The organism is Alkaliphilus transvaalensis ATCC 700919, assembly GCF_000621485.1.
In the GTDB taxonomy this organism is placed as follows: Bacteria; Bacillota; Clostridia; order Peptostreptococcales; family Natronincolaceae; genus Alkaliphilus; species Alkaliphilus transvaalensis.
Genome location: NZ_JHYF01000006.1, coordinates 277,142 through 301,712 on the forward strand (window position 1 = coordinate 277,142; position 24,571 = coordinate 301,712).

Genomic DNA, 24,571 nt, shown 5'->3' on the forward strand with positions numbered 1-24,571 from the left:
AAAAGTTAATGAAAAATTAAGGAAATTTGTCATCAAAGATAGGGGTATAAAGTTGTTTTTAAATGGGTAGTATGGTAAAATATTAAAATGCACTAGAAGAAACAGTTTAGTTTGAGAGGAGGACTTTTGTTGAGGAAATTTTTCCGAGGAGCCAGTTTTTATATCTTGATATTTATTGTGTTGTTAATTATTATTCACCAATTCGCAAGTCCACAGCAACAAGTGGTAGAAATGAAATTTTCTACGTTATATAGAGAACTTGTAAATGGGAACGTTGAAAATATCCTTATTGTAGATCGTGCAGTAGAAGGAGAATTTTTAGATAATGGTGTATTAAAGCAATTTAGATCTTATGTACCAGAAGTATACAGTGAAGAAAGATTTACCGAAATTATCGACAACAGCATTGCAGAGGGTCTAGTGGTGGAAGGAGCACCTGTTCCTGATACGCCTTGGTTTATTGATTTAATCCCATCGATTTTTATGGTGTTGATCTTTGTTGTCTTTTGGTTTGTGTTTATGCAACAGTCCCAAGGTGGGGGAAATAGAGTTATGTCATTTGGTAAGAGTAGGGCAAAACTCCACAAAGAGGACGAACGTAAAAAAGTTACCTTTGAAGACATTGCAGGCCTAGATGAAGAAAAAGAAGAACTTCAAGAATTAGTTGATTTCTTAAGAAATCCAAGAAAATATATCGAGTTAGGAGCAAGAATACCAAAAGGGATTCTAATGGTTGGACCGCCAGGAACGGGTAAAACCTATTTAACTAAGGCAGTAGCAGGAGAGGCAGGCGTGCCCTTCTTTAGCATCAGTGGTTCCGATTTCGTAGAAATGTTTGTAGGGGTAGGAGCTTCAAGAGTAAGAGACTTATTTGAGCAAGCTAAGAAAAATTCACCTTGTATTATTTTCATTGATGAGATTGATGCGGTGGGTAGAAGAAGAGGTGCCGGTCTTGGTGGAGGCCACGATGAAAGAGAACAAACCCTTAATCAGTTGTTAGTTGAAATGGATGGGTTTGGAATCAATGAAGGAATTATCATTGTAGCTGCAACCAACCGTCCTGATATACTTGACCCAGCCTTATTACGTCCAGGTCGTTTTGACCGACAAGTCTTAGTTGGTGCACCTGATATTAGGGGAAGAGAAGCGATATTAAAGGTCCATTCTAAAGGTAAGCCATTGGCAGAAGATGTTAATCTTAAAGTGTTAGCTAGGAGAACTCCTGGGTTTACACCGGCTGATATTGAAAACTTAATGAATGAGGCAGCCTTATTAACTGCTAGAAAAAATGAAAAGAAAATTAAAATGTCAACAATAGAAGAAGCGATTACAAAAGTAATTGCTGGGGTTGAAAAGAAGAGTAGGGTTATTAGTGAAAAGGAACGTAAATTAACAGCATATCACGAAGCAGGTCATGCAGTTGTTGCAACATTAACGCCAAACGTTGATCCTGTTCACCAAGTAACTATTATTCCAAGGGGAAGAGCTGGTGGTTTCACGATGATCCTTCCTAAGGAAGATAAATATTATACAACAAAAGGTGAAATGGAATCCCACATTGTACATTTACTTGGGGGAAGAGTAGCTGAAAAATTAGTATTAGACGATATTAGTACAGGAGCCTCTAATGACCTTCAAAGGGTAACCTCAATTGCTAGGGCTATGGTTACACAATACGGTATGAGCGAAAAGATTGGTCCTTTAGCATTAGGTGGCGGCGAAGAAGAAGTATTCTTAGGTAGAGACATTGGTTCTAAGAAGGACTATTCCGAAGAAGTAGCATCTGAAATAGATCATGAAATTAGAAATATTGTTTATGCTGCTTATGATTTAACAGAAAAACTTTTAACAGAAAACATGGATAAACTTCATATTGTAGCTAAAGCCCTATTAAAGGTGGAGACCTTAGATGCAGATATGTATGATATGGTCTTTACTGGAAAGTTAGTAATTGCAGATGAAGATACCCTTGATGATGTTGAAAGAAAATATAAAGAATTAAGAGCACAAGAAAATAAGTCAGTAGATCTTGAAAAGAAAGATGATGAAGAAAAAAAGATAGATATTGACAAGAATAATGACTAATAGCTTTTTAATGACCTTGGAAACTTACTTTCAAGGTCATTTTCTCGTATTAATCCAAAGTATAGGACTATCAGTTAAGGTAAATTTCAATATAAAAGGAGCGTAAGGAAAATGAGACAGGTAAATTGCCAAGAGATCATCGAAGAGATTAAGAAACTTTGTATTCATATGAATATCCATATGGAGGAAGACCTCAAAAAAGTGTTGGAAGAGTCAATTGCTAAAGAAAACTCTCCCCTTGGAAGGGAAATATTAAAAGACTTGATGAATAATCAAGAAATTGCTGCTAAAGAAGATCTACCCCTATGTCAAGATACAGGGATGGTAGTAGCTTTTGTAGAAGTGGGACAGGAAGTTCAAATTGTTAATGGAAACTTAACTGAAGCTATTAATGAAGGTGTAAGGAGAGGGTATGAAGAGGGTTTTTTAAGAAAATCAGTTGTCGAATGTCCCCTCAGAAGAAAAAATACTGGAGACAATACGCCGGTAATTATCCACTATGATATGGTAGAGGGAAATCAACTCAAGATTAAATTGGGAGCAAAGGGTTTTGGAAGTGAAAACATGAGTGCTATCAAAATGCTGAAGCCACTAGACGGGGTAACAGGAGTAAAAAACTTTATCCTTGACACCATCAAAAAAGCAGGAGGGAATTGTTGTCCTCCTATTATAGTGGGAGTAGGTATCGGTGGAACTTTTGAGCGGGCTGCAGAAATAGCAAAGAAGGCTCTTTTAAGGAATATCGGAGAAAAAAATAAAGATCAGTACATTGCATCAATTGAGGATGAACTTCTAGATGAAATTAATCAACTGGGAATTGGCCCCCAGGGGTTTGGAGGAAGAACTACTGCTTTAGCTGTTCATGTAGAGACATTTCCTACCCATATAGCAGGTTTGCCAGTAGCTGTGAATATTAATTGCCATGCTTCAAGACATGGTGAAATTATACTATAAATGGTTTAGATAAAGGAGGCATTAACCTAATGAATACCTATCACATTACAGTACCCATAGATGAAAACCTGATTCATAAATTGAAGGCAGGGGATAAAGTGTTTTTAAGTGGCTATATTTATACTGCAAGGGATGCGGCCCACGATAGATTACTTAAAGAAATTTCAGAAGGAAAAAATTTACCCTTTCCTTTAGAGGGAGAGCTGATTTATTATGTAGGGCCTACCCCAGCACCACAAGGTAAAGTAATTGGATCTGCTGGTCCTACCACCAGTTCAAGAATGGATGTACCAACAGTCACCCTTCTAGATAGAGGCTTAAGGGGGATGATTGGAAAAGGGAATAGAAGTAAAGAAGTAATAGAAGCCATTAAAGAAAATAAAGGGGTTTATTTTGCTGCAATTGGTGGTGCAGGTGCATTAATAGCAAACACAATTAAGGAATCAGAACTAATTGCTTATGAAGATCTAGGTACCGAAGCGATCAGGAGACTAAAGGTGGAGGACCTTCCTGTAATTGTTGCCATAGACTCCGACGGAAATAACCTTTATGAAATGGGACCTCAAATGTATAGAGAAAATTTTTGTAGTTAATTTTGCTAAAATAATTACGGTTATCTAAAGAATATAAATTCATAAATTGATTTAAGTTTAGAATTTGATTACAATTTTTATAAATGAAGAAATTACATAATACCATAAATTTAAATTTATATTCATTTTATGTATAGATATTACTCATTGAACACCAAACAGTGAAGTTTGCCTTTTGCATTAATATAAAAATAATGTTAATTATGCAATTTCATCAAATGAAATTTTAATAAATTAAAGCCAAGTTATCATTAGAATATTTATTCTTCAAATCATACTAAATATTCTAATGAAGAGTGAATTGAGACAAACATTGAGTCGTTGTCTAAATATTTACAGACAGAATTATCAAAAAAATCTCTTCTCAAAGGTGAAAATTAGTATATAATGATATTGATTATGGTAAAAAATCTGATTATGATGAGGAGAGAATATATTATGTCAAAAGATTTTGCACGTCGAGGTTGGGTTGTTACTTTGGCGGGAATGGGAGTCAACTCCATGCTGGGAACCCTCTATGCTTGGGGGGTTATATCAGCTGCTTTAATTGATCAATTGGACTGGAATGCTACACAAACACAAATCCCCTATATGGTGGCCTGTGCAATCTTTGCATTATCAATGGTGCCAGGTGGCAGGTTTCAAGACAAGCTAGGCCCAAAACCAGTTCTCATTACATCTGCAATTTTAGCAGGAATCGGATTTATCTTTGCAGGTATGTTTTTAACTGTTGTAACTTTAACGATATTCTTCGGAATCGTCTTTGGCGCATCGATGGGATTAGGTTATGCTACACCAACGCCAGCAGCTGTTAAATGGTTTGAACCTAGCAAAAGGGGTGTAATATCGGGTATTGTTGTAAGTGGTTTTGGTTTAGCACCAGTTTTTATAGCACCATTAACCACCAATCTACTAGAACGATTCGGTATTCAGAGTACCTTTTATGTTCTGGGCATTGGTTTTTGTATAGGGATATTAACTTTATCTCGATTTATTAGTAATCCACCAAAAGAGTATGTCGATGAATTAGCAGCTAAAACTGTTCTTGAAAATAACAAACAAGGGATCAGTTCTAGTAAAACTGTAAAGGTTGACTACGAATGGAAGGAAGTTCTTAAAACAAAACAGTTCTACTTATTATGGACAATGTTTTGCTTTGGAACTTTTGCAGGGTTATTAATTATCGGTCAATTATCAAAAATTGGGCTAGAACAAGCCGGTATTACCAATGGTTTTATTTTAGTAGCCATCTATGCAATTTTTAATGCCAGTGGACGAGTAGGATGTGGGATTATTTCTGATAAATTAGGTAGAATGAAAACCCTCTTCATTATGTTTGTTCTGCAAGTACTAATATATATTCTATTCCCTGGTTTAAACCAACCAATTACCCTAATTATGGGGGTAGCTGTGGTAGGCTTCACCTTCGGAGGAATGCTTACAATTTTCCCTGCTTCAACAGGGGACTATTTTGGGATGAAGAGTTTTGGGGTTAATTTTGGTATGGTTATTACTGCATGGGGTGTCGGCGGTGTTTTAGGGCCTTTACTAGGTGGAATTGTTCGTGATCATACAGGAACCTACGTATTAAGCTATGGGGTATCGGCTGTATTAAGTGCATTGGGGGCTATACTTTGTCTAATTACGAAAGCGCCTCAAGAAAGGAAAATAAGCGAAAAGACGACTTCTTAAAGATAAATCCCATGAGTTAAGAATAACGAATTTTCAAGTTAGGATTTCCTATGTATAAGAACAAGTAGGTTATGATATATTTTGATTTATGAAAGTAACTTGACAGAAAAAAATATTTTTTTATAAAATTTAAAAAAATAAGAGGAATTGTTTAGTTTAAAAAGAATATAATGTACTAGCTATAAAATTTAATACAAGATTAATTTATTGCTGGATTTTTATCTAAAGAATTTCCGTTCTTGTACCATAAAAATCAGAAGGCCATAGAGTATTGTCTATGGCCTTTTTTGATTGGCTTTACTTAAAGTAAATGATAGGAAGTTTAATTTTACCATAATCAAAGTGTAGAAGATGTAAGTAACAAGTAATAATTAATAAGTAAGAGGAAGAGGTAAGCTATAAGGAGGGGATAAGTAGCAAAGGAAAACATTTGCAGATAATTGTTAAAAAAATAACATGAAACACAAAGGGGGAGTTGAAGTGTCGCAATTAATAACTTTTGATTTTACTGCTTGGGTTACTAGTCCATTCATATTGATGTTTGTAGCGGTATTTACAGGTGTTTTATTTGGAAATGTTAGAATCGGAAAGTTCAACTTTGGTGCATCAGGGTGTCTATTTACCGGGCTCTTACTGGGATGGCTAGTTTATACATATGGCACTGGAATTGAAGAAGGCCAAAGGGGATATGGAGCAGCCCAAAGCATGATTTCCGCAGGTGTAGTACCTTCCACCTTTTTTACTTTGTTTTTAGTTTTCTTTGTGGTTGCAGTCGGTTTATTAGCGGCAAAAGATTTAGGAGCTGTATTAAAAAAATATGGTGGCAAGTTTGTTATATTAGGATTCTTAATTACCCTATCAAGTGCAATTGCAACCTATGGGATGGTATTAATAAGCCCTGCTAACAACCCATATGAAGTATCGGGAGTTTATACAGGGGCCTTAACAAGCTCTCCTGGCTTAGCAGCTGCAATAGAAACTGCTAGGAATCACGCAACGGCTCGGGTGAATGCCTTTGAGAATGCAACTACTGATGAAAAAGAGAAGTTTGTGAATATATTAGACCCTACAGGGGAGATTTCACCAGAAGCCTTATTAACTTTGACTAGTGAACAGAAATCTGCCTTTGTGAAAAATGCTGAAGCAGGCATTGGTCTAGGTTATGCAGTAGGATATCCCTTCGGAGTAATTGTCGTTATTATTGCCATCAACTTTTTCCCTAAAATATTCCGTATGGATATAGCTGCCGAAAGGAAACGCTTTTCCCAGGAAATGAAAGAAGCTAGGTCGATGGTTAAGGGAGGAAAAGATATACCTGAAACGAGTTTTGATATTATCGCCTATGCTGTTGCATGTTTCTTTGGTTTTAGTCTGGGGCTTGTTAATATCTATATGGGACCTTTATTGGGGTACTTTAGCCTAGGCGCAACTGGTGGAGCTTTAATCGGATCACTTATTTTAGGTTATATAGGCAAAATAGGGCCGATTAACTTTAGGATGAACTCAAAAATTTTAGGTGTAATAAGAGAGTTATCCTTGTGCTTCTTTTTAGCAATAGTGGGACTACGTTATGGATTCAGAGTTTTCGAAGCGATTTTAGGAAATGGATTACCATTGGCTTTAATCTCCCTATTTGTTGGAATGGTCGGTATTTTGGTAGGTTATTTGGTAGGAAGATACGTGTTTAAACTTAACTGGATTATGCTGGCGGGAGCTATTTGTGGAGGAATGACCTCTACTCCTGGTTTAGGGGTAGCAATTGATTCCCTAGAAAGTGATGACCCGGCTGCAGGTTATGGCGCGGTATACCCCTTTGCCCTACTGGGTATGGTGCTTTTCACCATCATATTACATAAGCTACCTATGTAACTTTTACAAGAACATGATGGATAAGCGGGATAGATTAAGTGGAGATATAATTGGAGAAAAACTAGTTTAAGGAAAAGAGGAAAAACACAAAGATTACAGAAACAAAGATTAAAGAAGCAAAATTTAAAGAAACAAAGATTAAAGAAGCAAAATTTAAAGAAACAAAGATTAAAGAAAATAAAAGAAAGAAAAAGTTAAAAACAGAAATTAAAGAACAAAAATTTTAAAAATAATAGAGAATAGAGAGAACCTTACCCTTACTTTATTGATATTTCATAGGGAAAGCCGAGAAAAATATGAATTAGAAAAGGAGTGGTCAGATTGGAGCCTTTTGAAATATTCATTAGTGGGTATGCAAAGCTACCAAGTGGAACAACAGCAGAGGAGTTATATAAAGTTGTAGCAGTGGGTGTTCTAGTAGATAAGAATACTGGTAAGATATTAGATGCCGATTGTTCCCTTGTAACTGAAGTTGCTAAAAAGCATGTTAATAGAATTTTGGTGGGTAAAAATTTGTTAAGGTTTGAAGAAATCGAGGAAGCCTTCAACAATAGATATTTTGGTACGGTAAAGAAGGCCCTCATTTCTTCTACAAAGAAGTGTTGTGAGAAGTTTAAGTTAATCATTGAAGACAATAAGGTAGAAGAGTAAGGTCATATAAATCTTAATTGGATATTTAACTCTATTATCTATGGAAGCAAACCCCCTTTGTTTCAGAAGTAGATATCTCAAGGTTAGATATACGGTTCCTTTAGGAAACTCGTATATCTATTTTTTTATCCTAAAGTAAGATAAACCGACAATTACTTCATTGATAAGAATAAGAGAATAAAAGATTAAAAGAATAAAAGATTAAAAGAATAAAAGAGTAAAAAATATAGGGGGTTTAACGATGAAGGAAAGAATAAGAAGAGAAGATCTATTCGATAAGGTAATGACTGCTAATGAGGCAGCTAGCCTCTTTAAAGATGGTATGACGGTGGCAACCAGTGGGTTTACCCCTTCTGGCTACCCTAAGGCAGTCCCCTTAGCATTAGCTGAAAGAGCCTTAAGTGGGGATAAGGTAGAGTTAACGATATTATGTGGTGCTTCAGTAGGAGATGAATTAGATGGTGCATTGTCACGATCGGGGGTAATGAAGCGTAGGTATCCTTATCAAACTAACGATTCCTTGCGTAATTCCATTAATAGTGGCCAGTTAGCCTATCAGGATATGCATCTAAGCCATGTAACCCAATATATTGATTATGGCTACTTTGGTAAAATAAATATTGCCCTTGTAGAAGCCTTAGCAATAACTGAAGAAGGTGGAATAGTCCCCACAACTTCAGTAGGATTAATGCCACAGGCAATACAAAATGCAGATATGGTTATTGTAGAAATAAATACCTCTCAGCCCATGGAGCTAGAAGGAATTCATGATATTTATATGACAGAAAAACCTCCCTGTAGAAAGCCAATTCCATTAACTAGTCCTAATGATCGAATTGGAAAGACTTATATTCCCTGTAATCCTGAAAAAATAGCTGCGATTGTTTTTACAGATATTACAGATAAAGTAAGACCCCTTGGACCAATTGATGAGCCTTCAAAACTGATCTCAAAACATATTATTGATTTTTTAAAATATGAGGTTAAAATGGGAAGGCTACCTAAAAACCTTCTACCCTTACAATCAGGGGTTGGTTCTGTTGCAAATGCAGTACTAGGAGGACTGTTACATTCAGATTTTGAAGATTTGACTTGTTACACAGAGGTAATACAAGATTCTATGTTTGATTTAATTGATGCTGGCAAAGTTAAGGTTGCCTCTGGGACTGCTCTAACACCATCGGAAGAGGGGTTAAAACGCCTACATGATAAGATGGCCCATTATGCTAAATACTGTATTTTAAGACCAATGGAAATTAGTAATCATCCAGAAATTGCTAGAAGACTGGGGGTTATCGCAATGAATACTGCTATAGAGGTAGACATCTATGGGCATGTTAACTCAACTAATATCATGGGGTCTAGAATGATGAATGGAATAGGTGGGTCAGGAGACTTTACTAGAAATGCCTACTTGTCCATCTTTACAACAGTATCGACAGCTAAAAATGGAGATATATCATCAATAGTTCCGATGGCTTCCCATATTGATCATACTGAACATGATGTTGCCGTAGTTGTTACAGAGCAAGGATTGGCTGATTTAAGGGGAACGGCACCTAGAGAGCGGGCAAGAAAAATAATTGAAAACTGCGCCCATCCCCAATATAAACCGATGTTATTAGATTACCTAAAAGAGGCTGAAAAGGGGAAATTTAAATATCAGCCCCATCTACTAAAGGAAGCACTATCTTGGCATGTTCGATTTTTAGAAACAGGAACAATGAGGATAGAGAAAAATTTAGATGAAGCCATAAAAGAAACAGCAGTCAATAAAGAATAAGATCAGATTAATTTCATTGATTTGGCTAAAATAGACATAGATACTACTCGATTAAAAGTATTTATTAAAAATAGTCTTAAAATATAGAAAGAAGGTTGCAGGAATTCATAAAAACCTGTAGAATAACTGTAGTGGTATGCAACAGAAATTTCAATGAGTGCAAGTGATGAAATATAAATTGCATTAAGCTTAAATTATTAGATCATTAACATTAATATTTGCGTCAAAGATCATGTAAATTAAAGGCGGTAAAGAATTTTGTCTCAAGAATGTACAAAATGATAATTGAAGGATTCTAATTGTATACTTCAAAAGGGAAAAGATGGATTACTTAACTTACAAATCATGAAGGAGGAAGTAGAATGTTTGATAAGGAGAAGTTAGAGAAAATAAAACAAGATCAAACAAATTGGAATGAAAACAAAGTTGGAAAAGTCCTAAGTAAATTTCCAGAAAGAAAGCAAAAGTTTGTAACTGGTGCAAACCAAGAAGTTGAAAGAATCTATACACCTGCTGATGTTGCAGAATTAGATTATGACAACGATCTAGGCTATCCAGGAGAATATCCTTTTACTAGAGGTGTGCAGCCTACAATGTATAGGGGACGTTTCTGGACAATGCGTCAGTATGCTGGATTTGCTACAGCTGAAGAATCTAACAAACGTTACAAATATCTATTAGAGCAAGGACAAACTGGTTTATCAGTAGCCTTTGACCTTCCTACTCAAATTGGTTATGATTCAGATCATCCTTTATCTGAGGGTGAAGTTGGTAAGGTAGGAGTAGCCATCGACTCATTAAAAGATATGGAAATTCTATTTGATGGAATTCCATTAGATAAAGTAAGTACATCTATGACAATTAATGCACCAGCTTCTGTTTTATTAGCTATGTACATTGCTGTAGCAGAAAAACAAGGTGTTTCATCAGATCAATTAAGAGGAACAATTCAGAATGATATCCTAAAAGAATATATAGCCAGAGGTACATATATTTTCCCAACGGGTCCTTCTATGAGATTGATTACAGATATTTTTGAATACTGTTCTAAGGAAGTAGCAAACTGGAACACCATTAGTATATCAGGTTACCATATTCGTGAGGCAGGATCTTCTGCAATTCAAGAGGTAGCCTTCACATTAGCTAATGGTATTGCCTATGTTGAAGCGGCAATCAAAGCTGGCTTAGATGTAGATACTTTTGCACCAAGACTATCCTTCTTCTTCAATGCCCACAACGACTTACTAGAAGAAGTGGCTAAGTTTAGAGCGGCAAGAAGATTATGGGCGAAAATTATGAAGGAAAGATTTAATGCTAAAAGTCCAAAATCTATGCAATTAAAGTTCCATACTCAAACAGGCGGGTCTACATTAACAGCCCAACAACCAGACAACAACATCGTAAGGGTAGCTATTCAAACGCTTGCTGCTGTACTAGGAGGTACTCAGTCTCTACACACTAACTCTAAGGACGAAGCACTAGCCCTTCCAACAGAAGATTCAGTAAGAATCGCATTAAGAACTCAACAAATTGTCGCTTACGAAAGTGGTGTGGCTGAAACAATTGACCCATTAGCAGGTTCTTACTACATCGAGAGTTTAACAAGCTCTATTGAAGACGGTGCAATGGAATATATCAATAAAATTGATACCCTTGGTGGTTCTGCTGAAGCGATTGAAAAGGGATATATCCAAAAAGAAATTATGGATAGCTCTTATGAATATCAAAAACAGGTTGAAAGTAACGAGCGTATTGTTGTAGGAATGAATAAATTCCAAATTAAAGAAGAGGCTCCAAAGGGATTACTAAGGGTAGACCCAGTGGTAGGAGAGCTTCAAAAGCAAAAAATAGATCAATTAAAATCCGAAAGAGATAATCAATTGACAGAAGATAGATTAAGTAAATTAAAAGAGGCAGCTCAAGGAACCGAGAATTTAATGCCTTATATCTTAGATGCGGTAAGAGCCTATGCTACATTAGGTGAAATCTGTGGGGTATTAAGAGAAGTATTTGGAGAATATCAACAAAGCGTAATTCTATAGTTAAATAGACCATAGATGAATATAAGGGAGGATTATCATATGGCAAGACCAATTAGAGTTTTAGTAGCAAAACCAGGACTAGATGGTCATGATCGTGGAGCGAAGGTTATTGCAAGAGCATTAAGAGATGCAGGTATGGAAGTAATCTATACAGGATTAAGACAAACACCAGAGCAAATTGTTGCAGCGGCCCTTCAAGAGGACGTTGATGTTGTTGCTTTAAGTATTTTATCTGGTGCCCATAATCATTTACTGCCAAAGGTAGTAGAATTGTTAAAGAGTGAAAACGTATATGAAGAAATGCTAGTAATTGGTGGTGGCGTTATTCCAGATGAAGATATTCCAGGGTTAAAGGGTAGTGGTATAGCTGAAATCTTTACTCCAGGAACACCAACTCAAGTAACAATAGATTTCATTAAAGAAAATTTAAAAAGAAGCTTATAATACTATTTATTTAGGTGAAGGGGAACTTCATCCCCTTCATCAATATCAGTTTAATAGGTGGTGGAATATTGAATATAATTGAAGGGATTCTTAACAAAGATAAACGAGCAGCAGCAAGGTTAATTACAATGATGGAAAGTAATGACCCTGAGGCAATTAGGATTATTTCAAAACTATATAGTCATACAGGTAGGGCTAAGGTAATCGGAATAACTGGACCACCTGGTGCAGGCAAAAGTACACTAACCGATAAACTGGTAAAGAGATTACGTCGGGAAAACAAGAGTGTAGGGATTATTGCAGTAGACCCAACCAGTCCTTTTACTGGCGGATCCATATTAGGTGACCGTGTACGAATGACAGACTTATATACTGATTCAGGGGTGTTTATCCGTAGCATGGGTACCCGGGGTCATCTAGGTGGACTTTCAAAGGCGACTTTGGGGGCAGTAAAAGTACTGGACATCTACGGATGCGACTACATATTTATCGAGACAGTAGGCGTGGGCCAATCAGAGGTAGATATCGTAAAAGCTGCCGATTCAGTACTACTAGTAATGGTACCTGGCTTGGGGGACGATATTCAAGCAATCAAAGCTGGAATTATGGAAATTGGAGATGTTTTTGCTGTTAATAAGGCCGACAGAGATGGGGCCAATAGAACACAAGTAGAAATAGAAATGATGCTTGACTTCAATCATAGTGAGTGGAAACCACCTGTAACTCAGGTAGTGGCTCTGCATAATAAGGGAATTGATGATCTTTATGATAATATACAGAAACATTTAGATTATCTTGAAGCTAGTGGAAAGCTTATTGAGAAACGAGTCCAAAACAGTCAATTAGAAATTATAGATTTAGTACAAAGAGACTTGATGGAGCGGCTGGTAGGGAATAAAGAAAAGCAAGAAGAAATTTATCAATTGGCTGAACAAGTAGCTAACCGTCAGGTAGACCCTTATACTGTTAGTAATTCATTAATTAATAAAATGATATTAAATAATAATTTATAGGAGGTAGCAATTATGAAGGCGCTTAAATTAGACCATATTGGAATTGCTGTTAAAAACTTAGATGAAACATTGAAGTTCTATCAAGACATATTAGGTCTTGAGTGTGTAGGAACTGAAGTTGTTGAAGAACAAAAAGTTAGAGTTGCTTTTTTACCAATTGGAGACACAGAGGTTGAATTATTAGAATCTACTGAAGAAGATGGTCCGATTGCTAAGTTTATTGAGAAAAAAGGAGAAGGAATCCAACATCTTGCCTTCCGTGTAGAAAATATTGAAGCAGCTATTGAGTCTATGAAGGAAAAAGGCGTTAAAATGATTGATGAAAAACCAAGATATGGAGCAGGTGGAGCAAAAATTGCCTTCTGTCACCCAAAAAGTACTAATGGTGTTTTAGTAGAATTAAGCGAAAGAGAAGACTAGGTATTAATACCTAGTATTATATATGTTATAATAGTAGTTGAGCTTAGCATTAAACAATAGGAGGGTTAAGAATGGCCATGAACAAATTAGACGATCTTCGCCAACGTAAAGCTAAAATAGAGCTAGGAGGCGGAGAAAAAAGAATTGCAGGTCAACATGAAAAAGGTAAATTGACTGCGAGGGAAAGAATTAATCTACTATTTGATGAAGGAACATTTGTTGAAATTGATGCCTTTGTTAAACATAGATGCGTAAACTTTGGCATGGAAAAAGTAGATTCACCTGGTGAAGGTGTTGTTACTGGATATGGACAAGTAGACGGAAGATTAGTTTATGCCTATGCCCAAGACTTCACTGTAGTTGGGGGGTCATTAGGAGAAATGCATGCTAACAAAATTGTTAAGGTGCAGGATATGGCCCTAAGAATGGGAGCGCCAATTGTTGGACTAAATGACTCTGGTGGAGCTAGAATACAAGAAGGTGTAGATGCTTTATCTGGTTATGCAAAGATTTTTTATCGTAACACCATTTCTTCAGGAGTAATTCCACAGATTACTGCAATTATGGGACCTTGTGCTGGTGGAGCAGTTTATTCCCCTGCTTTAACAGACTTTATCTTCATGGTAGATAAAACCAGCCAAATGTTTATTACAGGACCTCAAGTAATTAAGACAGTTACAGGTGAAGATGTAAGTGCAGAGGCTTTAGGTGGAGGGATGACCCATAACCGTACAAGTGGGGTAGCCCATTTCCTATCAGCTAATGATGAAGCTTGTATTGCAGACATTAGAAGATTATTAAGTTTCTTACCATCAAACAATATGGAAACAGCACCACTGTTTGCAACTGAAGATGATATTAATAAAATCATACCAGAATTAGATGAAATTATTCCAGATAGTCCAAATAAACCTTATGATATGAAGAAGCTAATTGAAATGTTAGCTGATGATGGTGACTTCTTTGAAGTTCAACCATACTTTGCTCAAAATATGTTAACGGGTTTTATCCGAATTAATGGTCAATCAGTAGGAGTTATTGCTAACCAACCTAAGGTATTGGCAGGATGCTTAGATATTAATGCATCGGATAAAGCAGGAAGGTTCATTAGAACTTGTGATTGCTATAATATACCTGTATTAAATATTGTTGATGTTCCGGGTTTCCTACCGGGTACAAGTCAAGAATACGGTGGAATCATAAGACATGGAGCAAAAATGCTGTATGCCTATAGTGAAGCTACGGTACCAAAAATCACGCTAATTGTTAGGAAAGCCTATGGTGGAGCCTACATTGGAATGTGCTGTAAAGACTTAGGGGCAGATATGGTATTAGCTTGGCCAACTGCAGAAATTGCCGTTATGGGTCCAGAAGGAGCTGCTAACATCATCTTTAGAAAAGAGATTAGTGAATCTGATGATCCACAAGGAACTAGAGTAGAGTTAGTTGAAAACTATAAAAAAGAGTTTGCTACCCCTTATAAAGCAGCAGAACGAGGTTATGTAGATGACGTTATCGAACCTTCAGCTACTAGACCAAGAATAGCAGACGCCTTAAATATGTTAGCAAGTAAGAGAGAAACTAGACCACCTAAGAAACATGGTAATTTACCAGTTTAGTCAGCTGAAATAAAAAAAGAGGTGATCAATTAATGAGTTTATTAGATAAATTGCAGTATTCAATTGATACAATGACTATGGGTGAGAAGCTTCTTGCTAGTCTTCAAGTTACATTATTAGGGGTATCAATTGTTTTCGTGGCATTAATAATGCTTTATTTTATAATTACCCTGATGACTGTAGTACTAGTTGGAGGGACGAAAAAGCCTAATGCTAAGAAACCAGAAGTAGCGCCAGTTGTTCAAGAGGAAGTTGTAGAAGAAGAGCAAGTAGACCAAGGTGAGCTAGTGGCAGTCATTACTGCTGCAATAGCAGCCAGTCTTCATACTTCAACCCATAACATCGTTGTGAGAAACATTGTTCGAGTTGATGATGCGACACCAGCTTGGGGTAGAGTAGGTAGAATTAACCAAATTAATTAAGGTTCAATTGAGACGATTAAATAGGTTCTGCAAATAAAAAATGTGTTGATCAAGGAGGAAAATAAATCATGAAAAAGTTTAATATAACTGTAAACGGTGTTAGCTATGAAGTAGAAGTAGAAGAAGTAAAAGACGGTGTTGTTTCAGCACCTAGAGCAGCTGCACCTGCACCAAAACCAGCGGCACCAGCAGCACCAAAGGCGGCGGCTCCAAAGGCGGCTCCTGCTGCAAAACCAGCTGCGGCAGCACCCGCAGGAGCTACATCTATAGAAGCTCCAATGCCAGGAAATATTTGGAAGGTGATTGCTAAAGAAGGGCAAGCAGTTAAAGAAGGAGACGTATTAATTATCCTTGAAGCGATGAAGATGGAAAATGAAATTGTAGCTCCTGCTGATGGAGTAGTTGCAACTATTCATGTAGCTGAAGGTGCATCAGTTAATGGTGGAGATGTACTAGTATCTTTAAAATAGTCAAGACCACATTAATTAATTGAAAGGGGATGCACTTCGATGCTAGAAGTACTTATAGAATTTTGGCAAAGCACAGGATTTTATAGTATCACAATTCAACAAATCATTATGATTTTAGTTGCTTGTGGATTACTATATTTAGCAATAGCCAAGAAATTTGAACCATTGTTGTTAGTACCGATTGCCTTTGGTATGCTACTAACTAACTTACCTATGGCGGGATTAATGCATGAAGCAATAGGAGACGAACCAAGTGGTTTATTATATTATTTTGGTTTAGGGGTTAAAAAGACAGTTTTCCCTCCACTTATATTTTTAGGGGTTGGGGCTATGACAGACTTTGGTCCGTTAATTGCTAATCCAAAGAGTTTGTTCTTAGGAGCAGCTGCCCAAGCAGGTATTTTCTTTACCTTTGTTGGTGCAATTTTAATGGGATTTACAGGACAAGAAGCTGCTTCAATAGGGATTATTGGAGGTGCCGATGGTCCAACAGCGATCTTCTTAACATCTAGACTAGCGCCTGATTTACTTGGTCCTATTGCAGTTGCCGCCTATGCTTATATGGCCTTAGTACCAATTATTCAGCCACCAATTATGAAGGCTTTAACAACAAAAGAAGAACGTATGATTAAAATGCAACAGTTAAGAGTTGTAAGTAAAGTAGAGAAGATTGTTTTTCCTATCATAGTTACCATTTTAGTATCACTACTATTACCGTCTGCAGCAGCATTAGTAGGGTTATTGATGTTTGGTAATCTTTTAAAGGAATGTTTAGTAACCGACAGACTATCAAAGACAGCTCAAAACGAGCTAGTAAATATTGTTACAATTTTACTAGGTTTAGCTGTTGGAGCAACCGCTCAAGCAGAGCAGTTCTTAAAGTTAGACACAATTCAAATTATTGCTTTAGGAGTAGTAGCCTTTGGACTAGGAACAGCGTGTGGGGTACTATTAGCTAAATTAATGAATAAGCTATTAGGTGGAAATGCAATTAATCCACTAATTGGCTCGGCAGGGGTTTCTGCTGTACCGATGGCAGCAAGGGTTTCACAAACAGTTGGACAAAAAGAAAACCCAAGCAACTTCCTATTAATGCATGCCATGGGGCCAAACGTAGCAGGGGTTATTGGTTCTGCTGTAGCAGCAGGGGTACTATTAACACTATTTAATTAATTAACTTATATATAAAATAAAGGGTGCAATGAAATGCACCCTTTATTTTTGTAAAAATTTAGTATACTATTAAGATAAGAACCTTTTAGTTAAAGGCAACTATATTTAATAATAAAATTTGATGTAAAGAATAGAAGGATTATATTACATAGCAACAAAAATAGGATGCTAGAAGGATTAAATAGGAGAAATCGATTATGAAAGAAAAAATACTTGAAGCCCTCTATCAAAAAAAAGGAAGTTACATTTCTGGAGAAGAACTAGCAGAAAAATTTAATGTCTCTAGAACGGCAATTTGGAAACAAATAAATTTATTAAAAAAATCAGGTCATAAAATTGAGACGGCCAATAAAAAGGGCTATCGAATAGTAGCAAACGACGAAAAATTAGTTGCTGTAGAATTAATACAAAGATTAGAAACTAAGGTAATTGGCCAAAAGATGATTTGTCTTGATACGATTGATTCTACCAATAATTATGCTAAGAAAATAGCTAAAGAGGCTGAAGATGGAACTGTTGTTATTAGCGATGAACAGGTTGGTGGAAGAGGCAGACTTGGACGGAACTGGTCTTCGCCAAAAGGTGAAGGGATTTGGATGTCCATTATTCTTAAACCAGATATTCCACCTACAGAAGGATCAAAAATGACTCAGATAGCAGCTGCAGCTGTATGTCAGGCCATTAGAGCTACTACAGGTCTAGATGTTTTAATTAAATGGCCCAATGACATCATTTTAAATGGTAAGAAAGTTTGTGGTATTTTAATCGAGATGTCAGGGGAACTTAATCAAGTGGAATACATTATCGTTGGTATTGGTGTGAATGTTAATATTAAGGCATTTCCTGAAGAAATTTTAGATAAAGCTACTTCCCTATATTTAGAAAAAAAACAATCCCTCCAACGAAAGGAGCTTATACTTTCGATTTTACAGGAATTTGAAAAACTGTTCGAAAATTATACAGTAGGTGAAGGATTGGCTTCAACGATTGAAGTATGTAGAAAGTACTCTGCGATGATAGGCAAAGAAATTCGACTAATTCAAGGAAACCGAGAAGAGAGTGTCCTAGCTTTAGACATAACCGAAGAGGGTATACTGAAGATAAAACGTGAAAATGGTGAAGAAGATCTAATCTTATCGGGAGAAGTATCAATTCGAGGGAAAAATGGTTATATATAAAAAAGTTAGTATTGTGTTGGCCTTTAAGGTTATAATTTAACTATAGTTGTATATTTTTATTTGGAAGAAACCAATGGGCTTTTTTAAAATGGCAATATTGGTATAGAACTTGCATTATTTTTAACTATCATTATATATTAAATAAAATACATAAGGAGGAGTTAAAGTGAAGGAAATCGTTATCGCAAGTGCAGTAAGAACCCCGATAGGAAATTATGGAGGAGCATTGGCCAGTGTTTCGGCTGTAGATTTGGGAGCATTAGCTATTAAAGAAGCCTTAAACAGAGCAAATGTTAAACCAGAGTTAGTAGATGAAGTTTATATGGGTTGTATATTACAAGCAGGTTTAGGGCAAGGAGTTGCAAGACAAGCTTCAATAAAAGCAGGAATCCCTTCTGGTGTACCTGCAACTACAATTAATATGTTATGTGGGTCTGGTTTAAGAACAGTTTCCTTAGCAGCACAAACCATCATTGCAGGAGATAATGATATTGTAGTGGTTGGGGGAACAGAGAACATGAGTCAAGCTCCCTACCTTCTACCTAAGGCAAGATGGGGAGTAAGAATGGGTCATGATAAGTTAATTGATTCCATGATTCATGATGCATTAACTGATGCTTTCCACGATTATCACATGGGGATGACAGCTGAAAACTTAGTTGAAAAGTATGGTCTTACTAGAGAAGAGCAAGATCAATTTGCATCAGAAAGTCAAAATAAGGCTGAAAGAGCAATGGCAGAGGGAAAATTCAAAGAAGAAATTATTCCTGTAACAATTCCTCAAAGAAAGGGAGATCCAATTGTAGTTGATACAGATGAGTTTCCTAAAGCAGGAGTTACAGCTGAGAAGTTAGGTAAGCTTAAGCCAGCTTTTAAGAAGGATGGCAGTGTAACAGCAGCAAACGCTTCAGGGATTAATGATGGAGCAGCGGCTCTAGTTATTATGACAAAAGAAAAGGCTGATGAATTAGGAATAAAACCACTAGCTACAATAGCTTCTTATGCAAATGCTGGAGTTGAGCCTTCAATCATGGGAATTGGCCCAGTGCCTGCTACCCAAAAAGCCTTACAAAAAGCTAATCTAACATTAGAAGATATAGACTTAATTGAAGCTAATGAAGCCTTTGCAGCTCAAGCGCTGGCAGTTGGTAGAGAATTAAACTGGATAGCTGATAAAGTTAATGTTAATGGAGGCGCAATTGCACTAGGGCATCCAGTTGGAGCCAGTGGGGCAAGGATTCTAGTAACATTACTTCATGAAATGAAAAGAAGAGAGTCAGTTTATGGATTAGCAACCTTATGTATTGGCGGAGGTATGGGAACAGCAGTGATTGTTAAAAGATAATAGCTAAATAAGATGGTTGCTTAAGCAAAGAATCTAACATAAAGGTTCTTTGCTTTTTCTATAAAAACTGATATATTAAAAAATAAACAATCAATAGGGGGTGAAGACGTGAATAATAAAAGTAAAAAGTTAAAGTATAGAGACCTCAATCTTATTGAAAAAATTGACTTTGATTCAGAAGAAAGAAGAAATGATGCAGAGTTTCTTTTAAATTTATATAAGGACATATTTAATATTACCTACAACTGGCTAGTAGTCGTAGATGAAGAAGGTTATATTATCATGATTAACAAGCGATATTGTGACTTCTTAGGAGTAGATCAAGAGGAAGCCATCGGTAGCCATGTTACAGATATTATAGATAATACTAGAATGCATATTGTTGTAAAAACAGGACAAAAAGAGATCGGGGATATCCAAGAAATCAAAGGAAATCAAATGATAGCTGACCGAATCCCTATATTTAGAAATGGTAAGCTAATTGGAGGACTAGGAACGGTAATCTTTAAAAATCTTGTAGAATTTGATGTATACGTAAAAAATATATTAAAGATGGAAAAGGAGTTGGAGTTCTACAAGAAGGAATTAAAGAAGGCCCTTGGTGGAAACTATAACTTTGATAATATTGTTGGAAGCAGTAGTAGTATAAAGCAGGTAAAAGAACTGGCAAAAAAAGTTGCTGCAAGCAAGTCTAACGTCTTACTATTAGGGGAGAGCGGAACAGGTAAAGAGTTATTTGCCCATGCCATTCATAATGCCAGTTCTAGGGGAGAATACCCATTAATAAAAGTGAACTGTGGGGCTATCCCATCAGAACTAATAGAATCTGAACTGTTTGGCTATGAGCACGGCGCTTTTACTGGTGCGAAAAAGGGTGGGAAGCCAGGGAAGTTCGAGTTGGCAAATAACAGTACAATTTTTTTGGATGAGATTGGAGACCTCCCCCTAAATATGCAAGTAAAAATACTACGAGTATTGCAAGAACGGGAAATTGAGCGGGTAGGGGGAACAAAGAGCTATAAGGTAGATGTTAGGGTAATTGCTGCAACAAATAAAAACCTTCAGGATATGATGGAAAAAAATGTTTTTAGAGAAGACTTGTATTATCGTCTTAATGTCATTAGTATTAATATTCCTCCCCTAAGGGAACGAAAGGAAGATATTGCTTTAATTGCTAACCATTTATTAAAAAAGTTGGCAGGAGAAATGGATCGCCATGTTACAGAGATTTCACCAGCGGCTATCCAAGCATTAAAAAATTATCACTGGCCGGGAAATATTAGAGAATTAGCTAACTTAATAGAAAGGGCTTTAAACTTAGTAGAAAAAGAAGCCATGATTACACTAGAGCATTTACCCTATTATATTAGAAAAAGTATAGAAGTCATCACTGGTAGCTCCAAGATGCTCCCCCTAGAAGGTAATGAAAATACAACGCTAAAGGAAATTGTTGAAGAAGTAGAAAGGAAAACCATTAGTCAGGCATTACAAGAGACTGGCGGGAATAAATATCAAACCTCCATCAAGCTTGGAATAAGTCGGACAAGTTTGTACGAGAAAATAAAAAAATATGGATTAGAAATGTTAATAAAGTGAACAGTGTAAAGAAAGTGAACACTCTTAATAATAAATACTATTATTTAATGTTAAATACTAAAAACTCAATATTCAGTAAGAAGATTATCTACTATTGGTTGATAACATAGGATGATAGTGTAAAGAAAATGAACAGTAAATTTGATGAGGTAGTTATAGAGCCTCCTTTCAGTTTTCTGAAAATTTTATAATGTAAGTCTTGAATTGCTTAGCTTCTGTTTATGAAGCATAAAAATGGCATAAAGATTGCATTATAAAAAAGACAGATAAAATTGAAGGGAGGATTTATTTTGGCACCTAAATTTATAACAGCAGATGAGGCAGCAAAATTAATTGAATCAAATAGCAGTATAGCAACTGGAGGGTTTGTTGGTAATGCTGTTCCAGAAGAATTAGAAATAGCTTTGGAAAAAAGATTTTTAGAAACAAGCGAACCACAGAATCTAACCCTAATTTATGCAGCTGGACAAGGCGACGGAAAAGACAGAGGGTTAAATCATTTAGGCCATGAAGGACTATTGAAAAGGGTAATTGGTGGTCATTGGGGTTTAGTTCCCAAAATTCAAAAACTAGCTTTTGAAAATAAGATTGAGGCTTACAACTTTCCTCAGGGTTCAATTTCTCATTTGTTTAGAGATATCGCAGCTAATAAGCCAGGTACAATCACAAGGGTGGGGTTAAAAACCTTTGTCGACCCTAGAAATGGTGGAGGAAAACTAAACGATTCTACTAAGGAAGATATGGTGGAATTAGTTAATTTATTAGGAAAAGAGTATCTACTGTATAAAGCATTTCCTATTGATTTTGCCTTTATAAGAGGAACCTATGCTGATGAAAATGGAAACGTTACCATGGAAAAAGAAGCTGGGTCACTAGAAGTACTTTCTATTGCTCAGGCATGTAAGAACTCTGGTGGAAAGGTAATTGTTCAAGTTGAAAAAGTAGTGAAAAATGGAACACTAGACCCAAAACTAGTTAAAATACCAGGTATTTATGTAGATTCTATTGTTGAAGTAGAAGATATGAAAAATCATATGCAAACTTTTGCTGAAGCCTATAACTCGAGTTATACAGGAGCAACAAAGGTACCAATAACATCTGTAAAGCCGATGACATTAGATGAAAGAAAAATTATCGCTAGAAGAGCAGCTATGGAATTAGTTCCAAGTGCAGTAGTTAACTTAGGAATTGGAATGCCAGAGGGAGTAGCTATGGTTGCCAACGAAGAGGGAATTGGAAATCAAATGGTACTAACGGTAGAACCTGGGCCAATTGGTGGTATACCTGCAGGTGGATTAAGTTTCGGTGCAGCAATCAATCCAGAGGCAATTATTGATCAACCATACCAATTTGATTTTTACGATGGTGGCGGATTAGATGTAGCCTTCTTAGGGTTAGCCCAATGTGATTCAATAGGAAATATTAATGTAAGTAAATTTGGACCTAAAATTGCTGGAGCAGGTGGCTTTATTAACATCACTCAAAATGCAAAGAAGGTTATTTTCTGTGGTACCTTTACTGCTGGCGGTTTAGATATAGAAATCAACGATGGAAAATTAAATATTAAGCAGGAAGGTAAAGTGAAGAAATTCATTTCACAAGTTGAACATATTACCTTTAGTGGTGAATATGCCATAGAGACAGAGCAGACGGTTATTTATATAACTGAAAGGGCCGTTTTCCACCTAAACAAAGATGGTATTATTTTAACTGAAATTGCACCAGGCGTAGATTTACAAAAAGATGTATTAGATCAAATGGAGTTTGCACCTACAATTAGTTCCGACTTAAAAATAATGGACTCCAAAATTTTTGGTAGTGAGAAAATGGGTTTAAGTATTTAAAAAAGTTAATGTAACTAAAAATTGGAGGGAAGAAAATGATCGGAATTGTTATTGGGTTATTTTTATTAATGTTTTTAGCCTATAAAGGTATGTCTATTATTTGGGTTGCCCCAATTGCGGCCCTAGTTGTTGCTTTAACAGGTGGGCTTGAACTATTACCAGCCTATACTGAGGTTTATATGGGTGGGTTAGTTGGTTTTGCAAAATCATGGTTTCCGGCCTTCTTACTAGGGGCTATCTTCGGTAAAGTTATGGATGAGTCAGGAGCAGCCCGTTCAGTAGCCTACTGGATGACCAAGATTATAGGTAAAAAATTTGCAATAGCAGCTGTAGTAGTGGCATGCGCAATCTTAACCTATGGTGGGGTATCCTTATTCGTAGTTGTATTTGCCATCTATCCGTTAGCGGTAGCACTTTTCAGAGAGGCTAATATTTCTAGAAAACTAATTCCTGGGGCGATTGCACTAGGTTCCTTTACCTTTACCATGACTGCTTTACCAGGAACACCGCAAATACAAAACTTAATTCCGATGGAATATTTCGGTACAACTCCAACTGCAGCTCCTATAATGGGTATCGCAGGGGCTTTAGTAATGTTCGGTGGTGGATTAGCGTGGTTACACTATAGACAAAATAAATTGACTGCAGCAGGAGAAGTTTTTGTTGAATTAGATAAAAAAGTTGAAGAGGTAGATACTAAAAAATTACCAAGTCCTATTTTATCTGCTATACCTTTAGTATTAGTTATTACGATATTAAATGTTTTTACAAAAGATTTACCAGCTGCACAACAGGTAATACCACCATTAGTAGTTGGTATTCTTGCAACTATACTATTAAACTTTAAGAGATTACCTAAAATTATTGAAACAATCAACTCTGGAGCGGCTGGTTCTGTGCTTGCAATTATAAATACCAGTGCTGCTGTAGGTTTCGGAACAGTAGTAAGGGCGGTACCAGGGTTTACAACGTTAACTGATTTTGTATTAGGGATTCCAGGTAATCCATTAATTTCTCAATCGGTGGCTGTAAACGTTTTAGCCGGGGCTACGGGTTCAGCTTCAGGTGGTTTAGGCATAGCCTTGGCTGCCCTTGGTGAAAAATATATGGAGATAGCTGCCACAACAGGAATCTCTCCAGCAGCCTTCCATAGAATTGCTGCTATGTCTAGTGGTGGGTTAGATACATTACCCCATAATGGTGCAGTATTAACACTATTAGCAGTAACAGCAATGACCCATAAAGATTCTTATAAGGATATTTTTATGGTTGGTACCATTATTCCAGTTTTCTCAGTTATAGTTGGTATCATTCTTGCAAGTATAGGTATAGTGTAAGAAGCAATACTATAACTAGCTAAAGCGATAGTATTGTAACA

20 protein-coding genes are annotated in these 24,571 nt (G+C 36.4%); all 20 read left to right on the forward strand.

The window, feature by feature from the left end; all coding sequences use genetic code 11:
- The first annotated feature begins 129 nt into the window (after positions 1-129).
- The 20 genes from ftsH to T335_RS0107510 all read left to right on the forward strand — a co-directional run bounded on the left by ftsH (position 130) and on the right by T335_RS0107510 (position 24,530).
- Complete coding sequence (gene ftsH, locus T335_RS0107415; RefSeq protein ID WP_026476978.1) at positions 130-2,085, forward strand: ATP-dependent zinc metalloprotease FtsH; 1,956 nt, start codon at positions 130-132, stop codon at positions 2,083-2,085.
- Between the two features lie 111 nt (positions 2,086-2,196).
- Positions 2,197-3,039, forward strand: a complete 843-nt coding sequence (locus T335_RS0107420; RefSeq protein ID WP_026476979.1) for a fumarate hydratase — start codon at positions 2,197-2,199, stop codon at positions 3,037-3,039.
- A gap of 29 nt (positions 3,040-3,068) precedes the next feature.
- Positions 3,069-3,632 carry a Fe-S-containing hydro-lyase gene (locus tag T335_RS0107425; protein ID WP_026476980.1) on the forward strand — a complete coding sequence of 188 codons (564 nt, stop codon included), beginning with the start codon at positions 3,069-3,071 and terminating at the stop codon, positions 3,630-3,632.
- A gap of 438 nt (positions 3,633-4,070) precedes the next feature.
- Entirely contained in the window at positions 4,071-5,324 is a 1,254-nt protein-coding gene (locus T335_RS0107430) for an L-lactate MFS transporter (RefSeq protein WP_026476981.1), read from the forward strand.
- A 480-nt stretch (positions 5,325-5,804) separates the two neighbouring features.
- Positions 5,805-7,193: an aspartate-alanine antiporter-like transporter gene (locus T335_RS0107435; RefSeq protein WP_156943645.1), complete on the forward strand. Its 1,389-nt coding sequence runs from the start codon at positions 5,805-5,807 to the stop codon at positions 7,191-7,193.
- Positions 7,194-7,514: 321 nt separating this feature from the next.
- Positions 7,515-7,844: a DUF3870 domain-containing protein gene (locus T335_RS0107440; RefSeq protein ID WP_026476983.1), complete on the forward strand. Its 330-nt coding sequence runs from the start codon at positions 7,515-7,517 to the stop codon at positions 7,842-7,844.
- A gap of 241 nt (positions 7,845-8,085) precedes the next feature.
- Positions 8,086-9,627, forward strand: a complete 1,542-nt coding sequence (locus T335_RS20140; protein WP_034327951.1) for an acetyl-CoA hydrolase/transferase family protein — start codon at positions 8,086-8,088, stop codon at positions 9,625-9,627.
- 362 nt (positions 9,628-9,989) lie between these two features.
- A complete protein-coding gene (locus T335_RS0107450) occupies positions 9,990-11,669 on the forward strand; it encodes an acyl-CoA mutase large subunit family protein (protein ID WP_026476984.1) in 1,680 nt (559 codons plus the stop codon).
- 39 nt (positions 11,670-11,708) lie between these two features.
- Entirely contained in the window at positions 11,709-12,113 is a 405-nt protein-coding gene (locus T335_RS0107455) for a cobalamin B12-binding domain-containing protein (RefSeq protein WP_026476985.1), read from the forward strand.
- Between the two features lie 68 nt (positions 12,114-12,181).
- Positions 12,182-13,126: a methylmalonyl Co-A mutase-associated GTPase MeaB gene (gene meaB / locus T335_RS0107460; RefSeq protein WP_034327956.1), complete on the forward strand. Its 945-nt coding sequence runs from the start codon at positions 12,182-12,184 to the stop codon at positions 13,124-13,126.
- A gap of 12 nt (positions 13,127-13,138) precedes the next feature.
- Entirely contained in the window at positions 13,139-13,546 is a 408-nt protein-coding gene (gene mce / locus T335_RS0107465; protein ID WP_026476987.1) for a methylmalonyl-CoA epimerase, read from the forward strand.
- A 71-nt stretch (positions 13,547-13,617) separates the two neighbouring features.
- The gene (locus tag T335_RS0107470; RefSeq protein WP_026476988.1) at positions 13,618-15,165 is read left to right on the forward strand and encodes an acyl-CoA carboxylase subunit beta; all 1,548 of its coding nucleotides are present in this window, start codon (positions 13,618-13,620) and stop codon (positions 15,163-15,165) included.
- Positions 15,166-15,197: 32 nt separating this feature from the next.
- Positions 15,198-15,587: an OadG family protein gene (locus tag T335_RS20145; protein WP_051569192.1), complete on the forward strand. Its 390-nt coding sequence runs from the start codon at positions 15,198-15,200 to the stop codon at positions 15,585-15,587.
- 68 nt (positions 15,588-15,655) lie between these two features.
- Positions 15,656-16,057: a biotin/lipoyl-containing protein gene (locus T335_RS0107480; RefSeq protein WP_026476989.1), complete on the forward strand. Its 402-nt coding sequence runs from the start codon at positions 15,656-15,658 to the stop codon at positions 16,055-16,057.
- Between the two features lie 39 nt (positions 16,058-16,096).
- Complete coding sequence (locus tag T335_RS0107485) at positions 16,097-17,230, forward strand: sodium ion-translocating decarboxylase subunit beta (RefSeq protein WP_026476990.1); 1,134 nt, start codon at positions 16,097-16,099, stop codon at positions 17,228-17,230.
- Between the two features lie 197 nt (positions 17,231-17,427).
- Positions 17,428-18,408, forward strand: a complete 981-nt coding sequence (locus T335_RS0107490) for a biotin--[acetyl-CoA-carboxylase] ligase (protein WP_026476991.1) — start codon at positions 17,428-17,430, stop codon at positions 18,406-18,408.
- Between the two features lie 166 nt (positions 18,409-18,574).
- A complete protein-coding gene (locus T335_RS0107495) occupies positions 18,575-19,753 on the forward strand; it encodes an acetyl-CoA C-acetyltransferase (RefSeq protein ID WP_026476992.1) in 1,179 nt (392 codons plus the stop codon).
- A gap of 108 nt (positions 19,754-19,861) precedes the next feature.
- On the forward strand, positions 19,862-21,349 hold the full coding sequence (locus T335_RS0107500) for a sigma-54 interaction domain-containing protein (protein WP_084281081.1): 1,488 nt from the start codon (positions 19,862-19,864) through the stop codon (positions 21,347-21,349).
- Between the two features lie 290 nt (positions 21,350-21,639).
- Entirely contained in the window at positions 21,640-23,193 is a 1,554-nt protein-coding gene (locus tag T335_RS0107505) for an acyl CoA:acetate/3-ketoacid CoA transferase (protein ID WP_026476994.1), read from the forward strand.
- A 35-nt stretch (positions 23,194-23,228) separates the two neighbouring features.
- The gene (locus T335_RS0107510) at positions 23,229-24,530 is read left to right on the forward strand and encodes a GntP family permease (RefSeq protein WP_026476995.1); all 1,302 of its coding nucleotides are present in this window, start codon (positions 23,229-23,231) and stop codon (positions 24,528-24,530) included.
- Positions 24,531-24,571: the final 41 nt, after the last annotated feature.

What these genes read in the sequence shown, in the direction of transcription:
- T335_RS0107450 (WP_026476984.1), top strand. Translation starts at nt 9,990, where the DNA reads ATGTTTGATAAGGAGAAGTTAGAGAAAATAAAACAAGATCAAACAAAT.
- T335_RS0107455 (WP_026476985.1), top strand. Translation starts at nt 11,709, where the DNA reads ATGGCAAGACCAATTAGAGTTTTAGTAGCAAAACCAGGACTAGATGGT.
- T335_RS0107420 (WP_026476979.1), top strand. Translation starts at nt 2,197, where the DNA reads ATGAGACAGGTAAATTGCCAAGAGATCATCGAAGAGATTAAGAAACTT.
- T335_RS20145 (WP_051569192.1), top strand. Translation starts at nt 15,198, where the DNA reads ATGAGTTTATTAGATAAATTGCAGTATTCAATTGATACAATGACTATG.
- T335_RS0107480 (WP_026476989.1), top strand. Translation starts at nt 15,656, where the DNA reads ATGAAAAAGTTTAATATAACTGTAAACGGTGTTAGCTATGAAGTAGAA.
- T335_RS0107510 (WP_026476995.1), top strand. Translation starts at nt 23,229, where the DNA reads ATGATCGGAATTGTTATTGGGTTATTTTTATTAATGTTTTTAGCCTAT.
- T335_RS0107470 (WP_026476988.1), top strand. Translation starts at nt 13,618, where the DNA reads ATGGCCATGAACAAATTAGACGATCTTCGCCAACGTAAAGCTAAAATA.
- T335_RS0107430 (WP_026476981.1), top strand. Translation starts at nt 4,071, where the DNA reads ATGTCAAAAGATTTTGCACGTCGAGGTTGGGTTGTTACTTTGGCGGGA.
- mce (WP_026476987.1), top strand. Translation starts at nt 13,139, where the DNA reads ATGAAGGCGCTTAAATTAGACCATATTGGAATTGCTGTTAAAAACTTA.
- T335_RS0107425 (WP_026476980.1), top strand. Translation starts at nt 3,069, where the DNA reads ATGAATACCTATCACATTACAGTACCCATAGATGAAAACCTGATTCAT.
- T335_RS20140 (WP_034327951.1), top strand. Translation starts at nt 8,086, where the DNA reads ATGAAGGAAAGAATAAGAAGAGAAGATCTATTCGATAAGGTAATGACT.
- T335_RS0107485 (WP_026476990.1), top strand. Translation starts at nt 16,097, where the DNA reads ATGCTAGAAGTACTTATAGAATTTTGGCAAAGCACAGGATTTTATAGT.
- T335_RS0107490 (WP_026476991.1), top strand. Translation starts at nt 17,428, where the DNA reads ATGAAAGAAAAAATACTTGAAGCCCTCTATCAAAAAAAAGGAAGTTAC.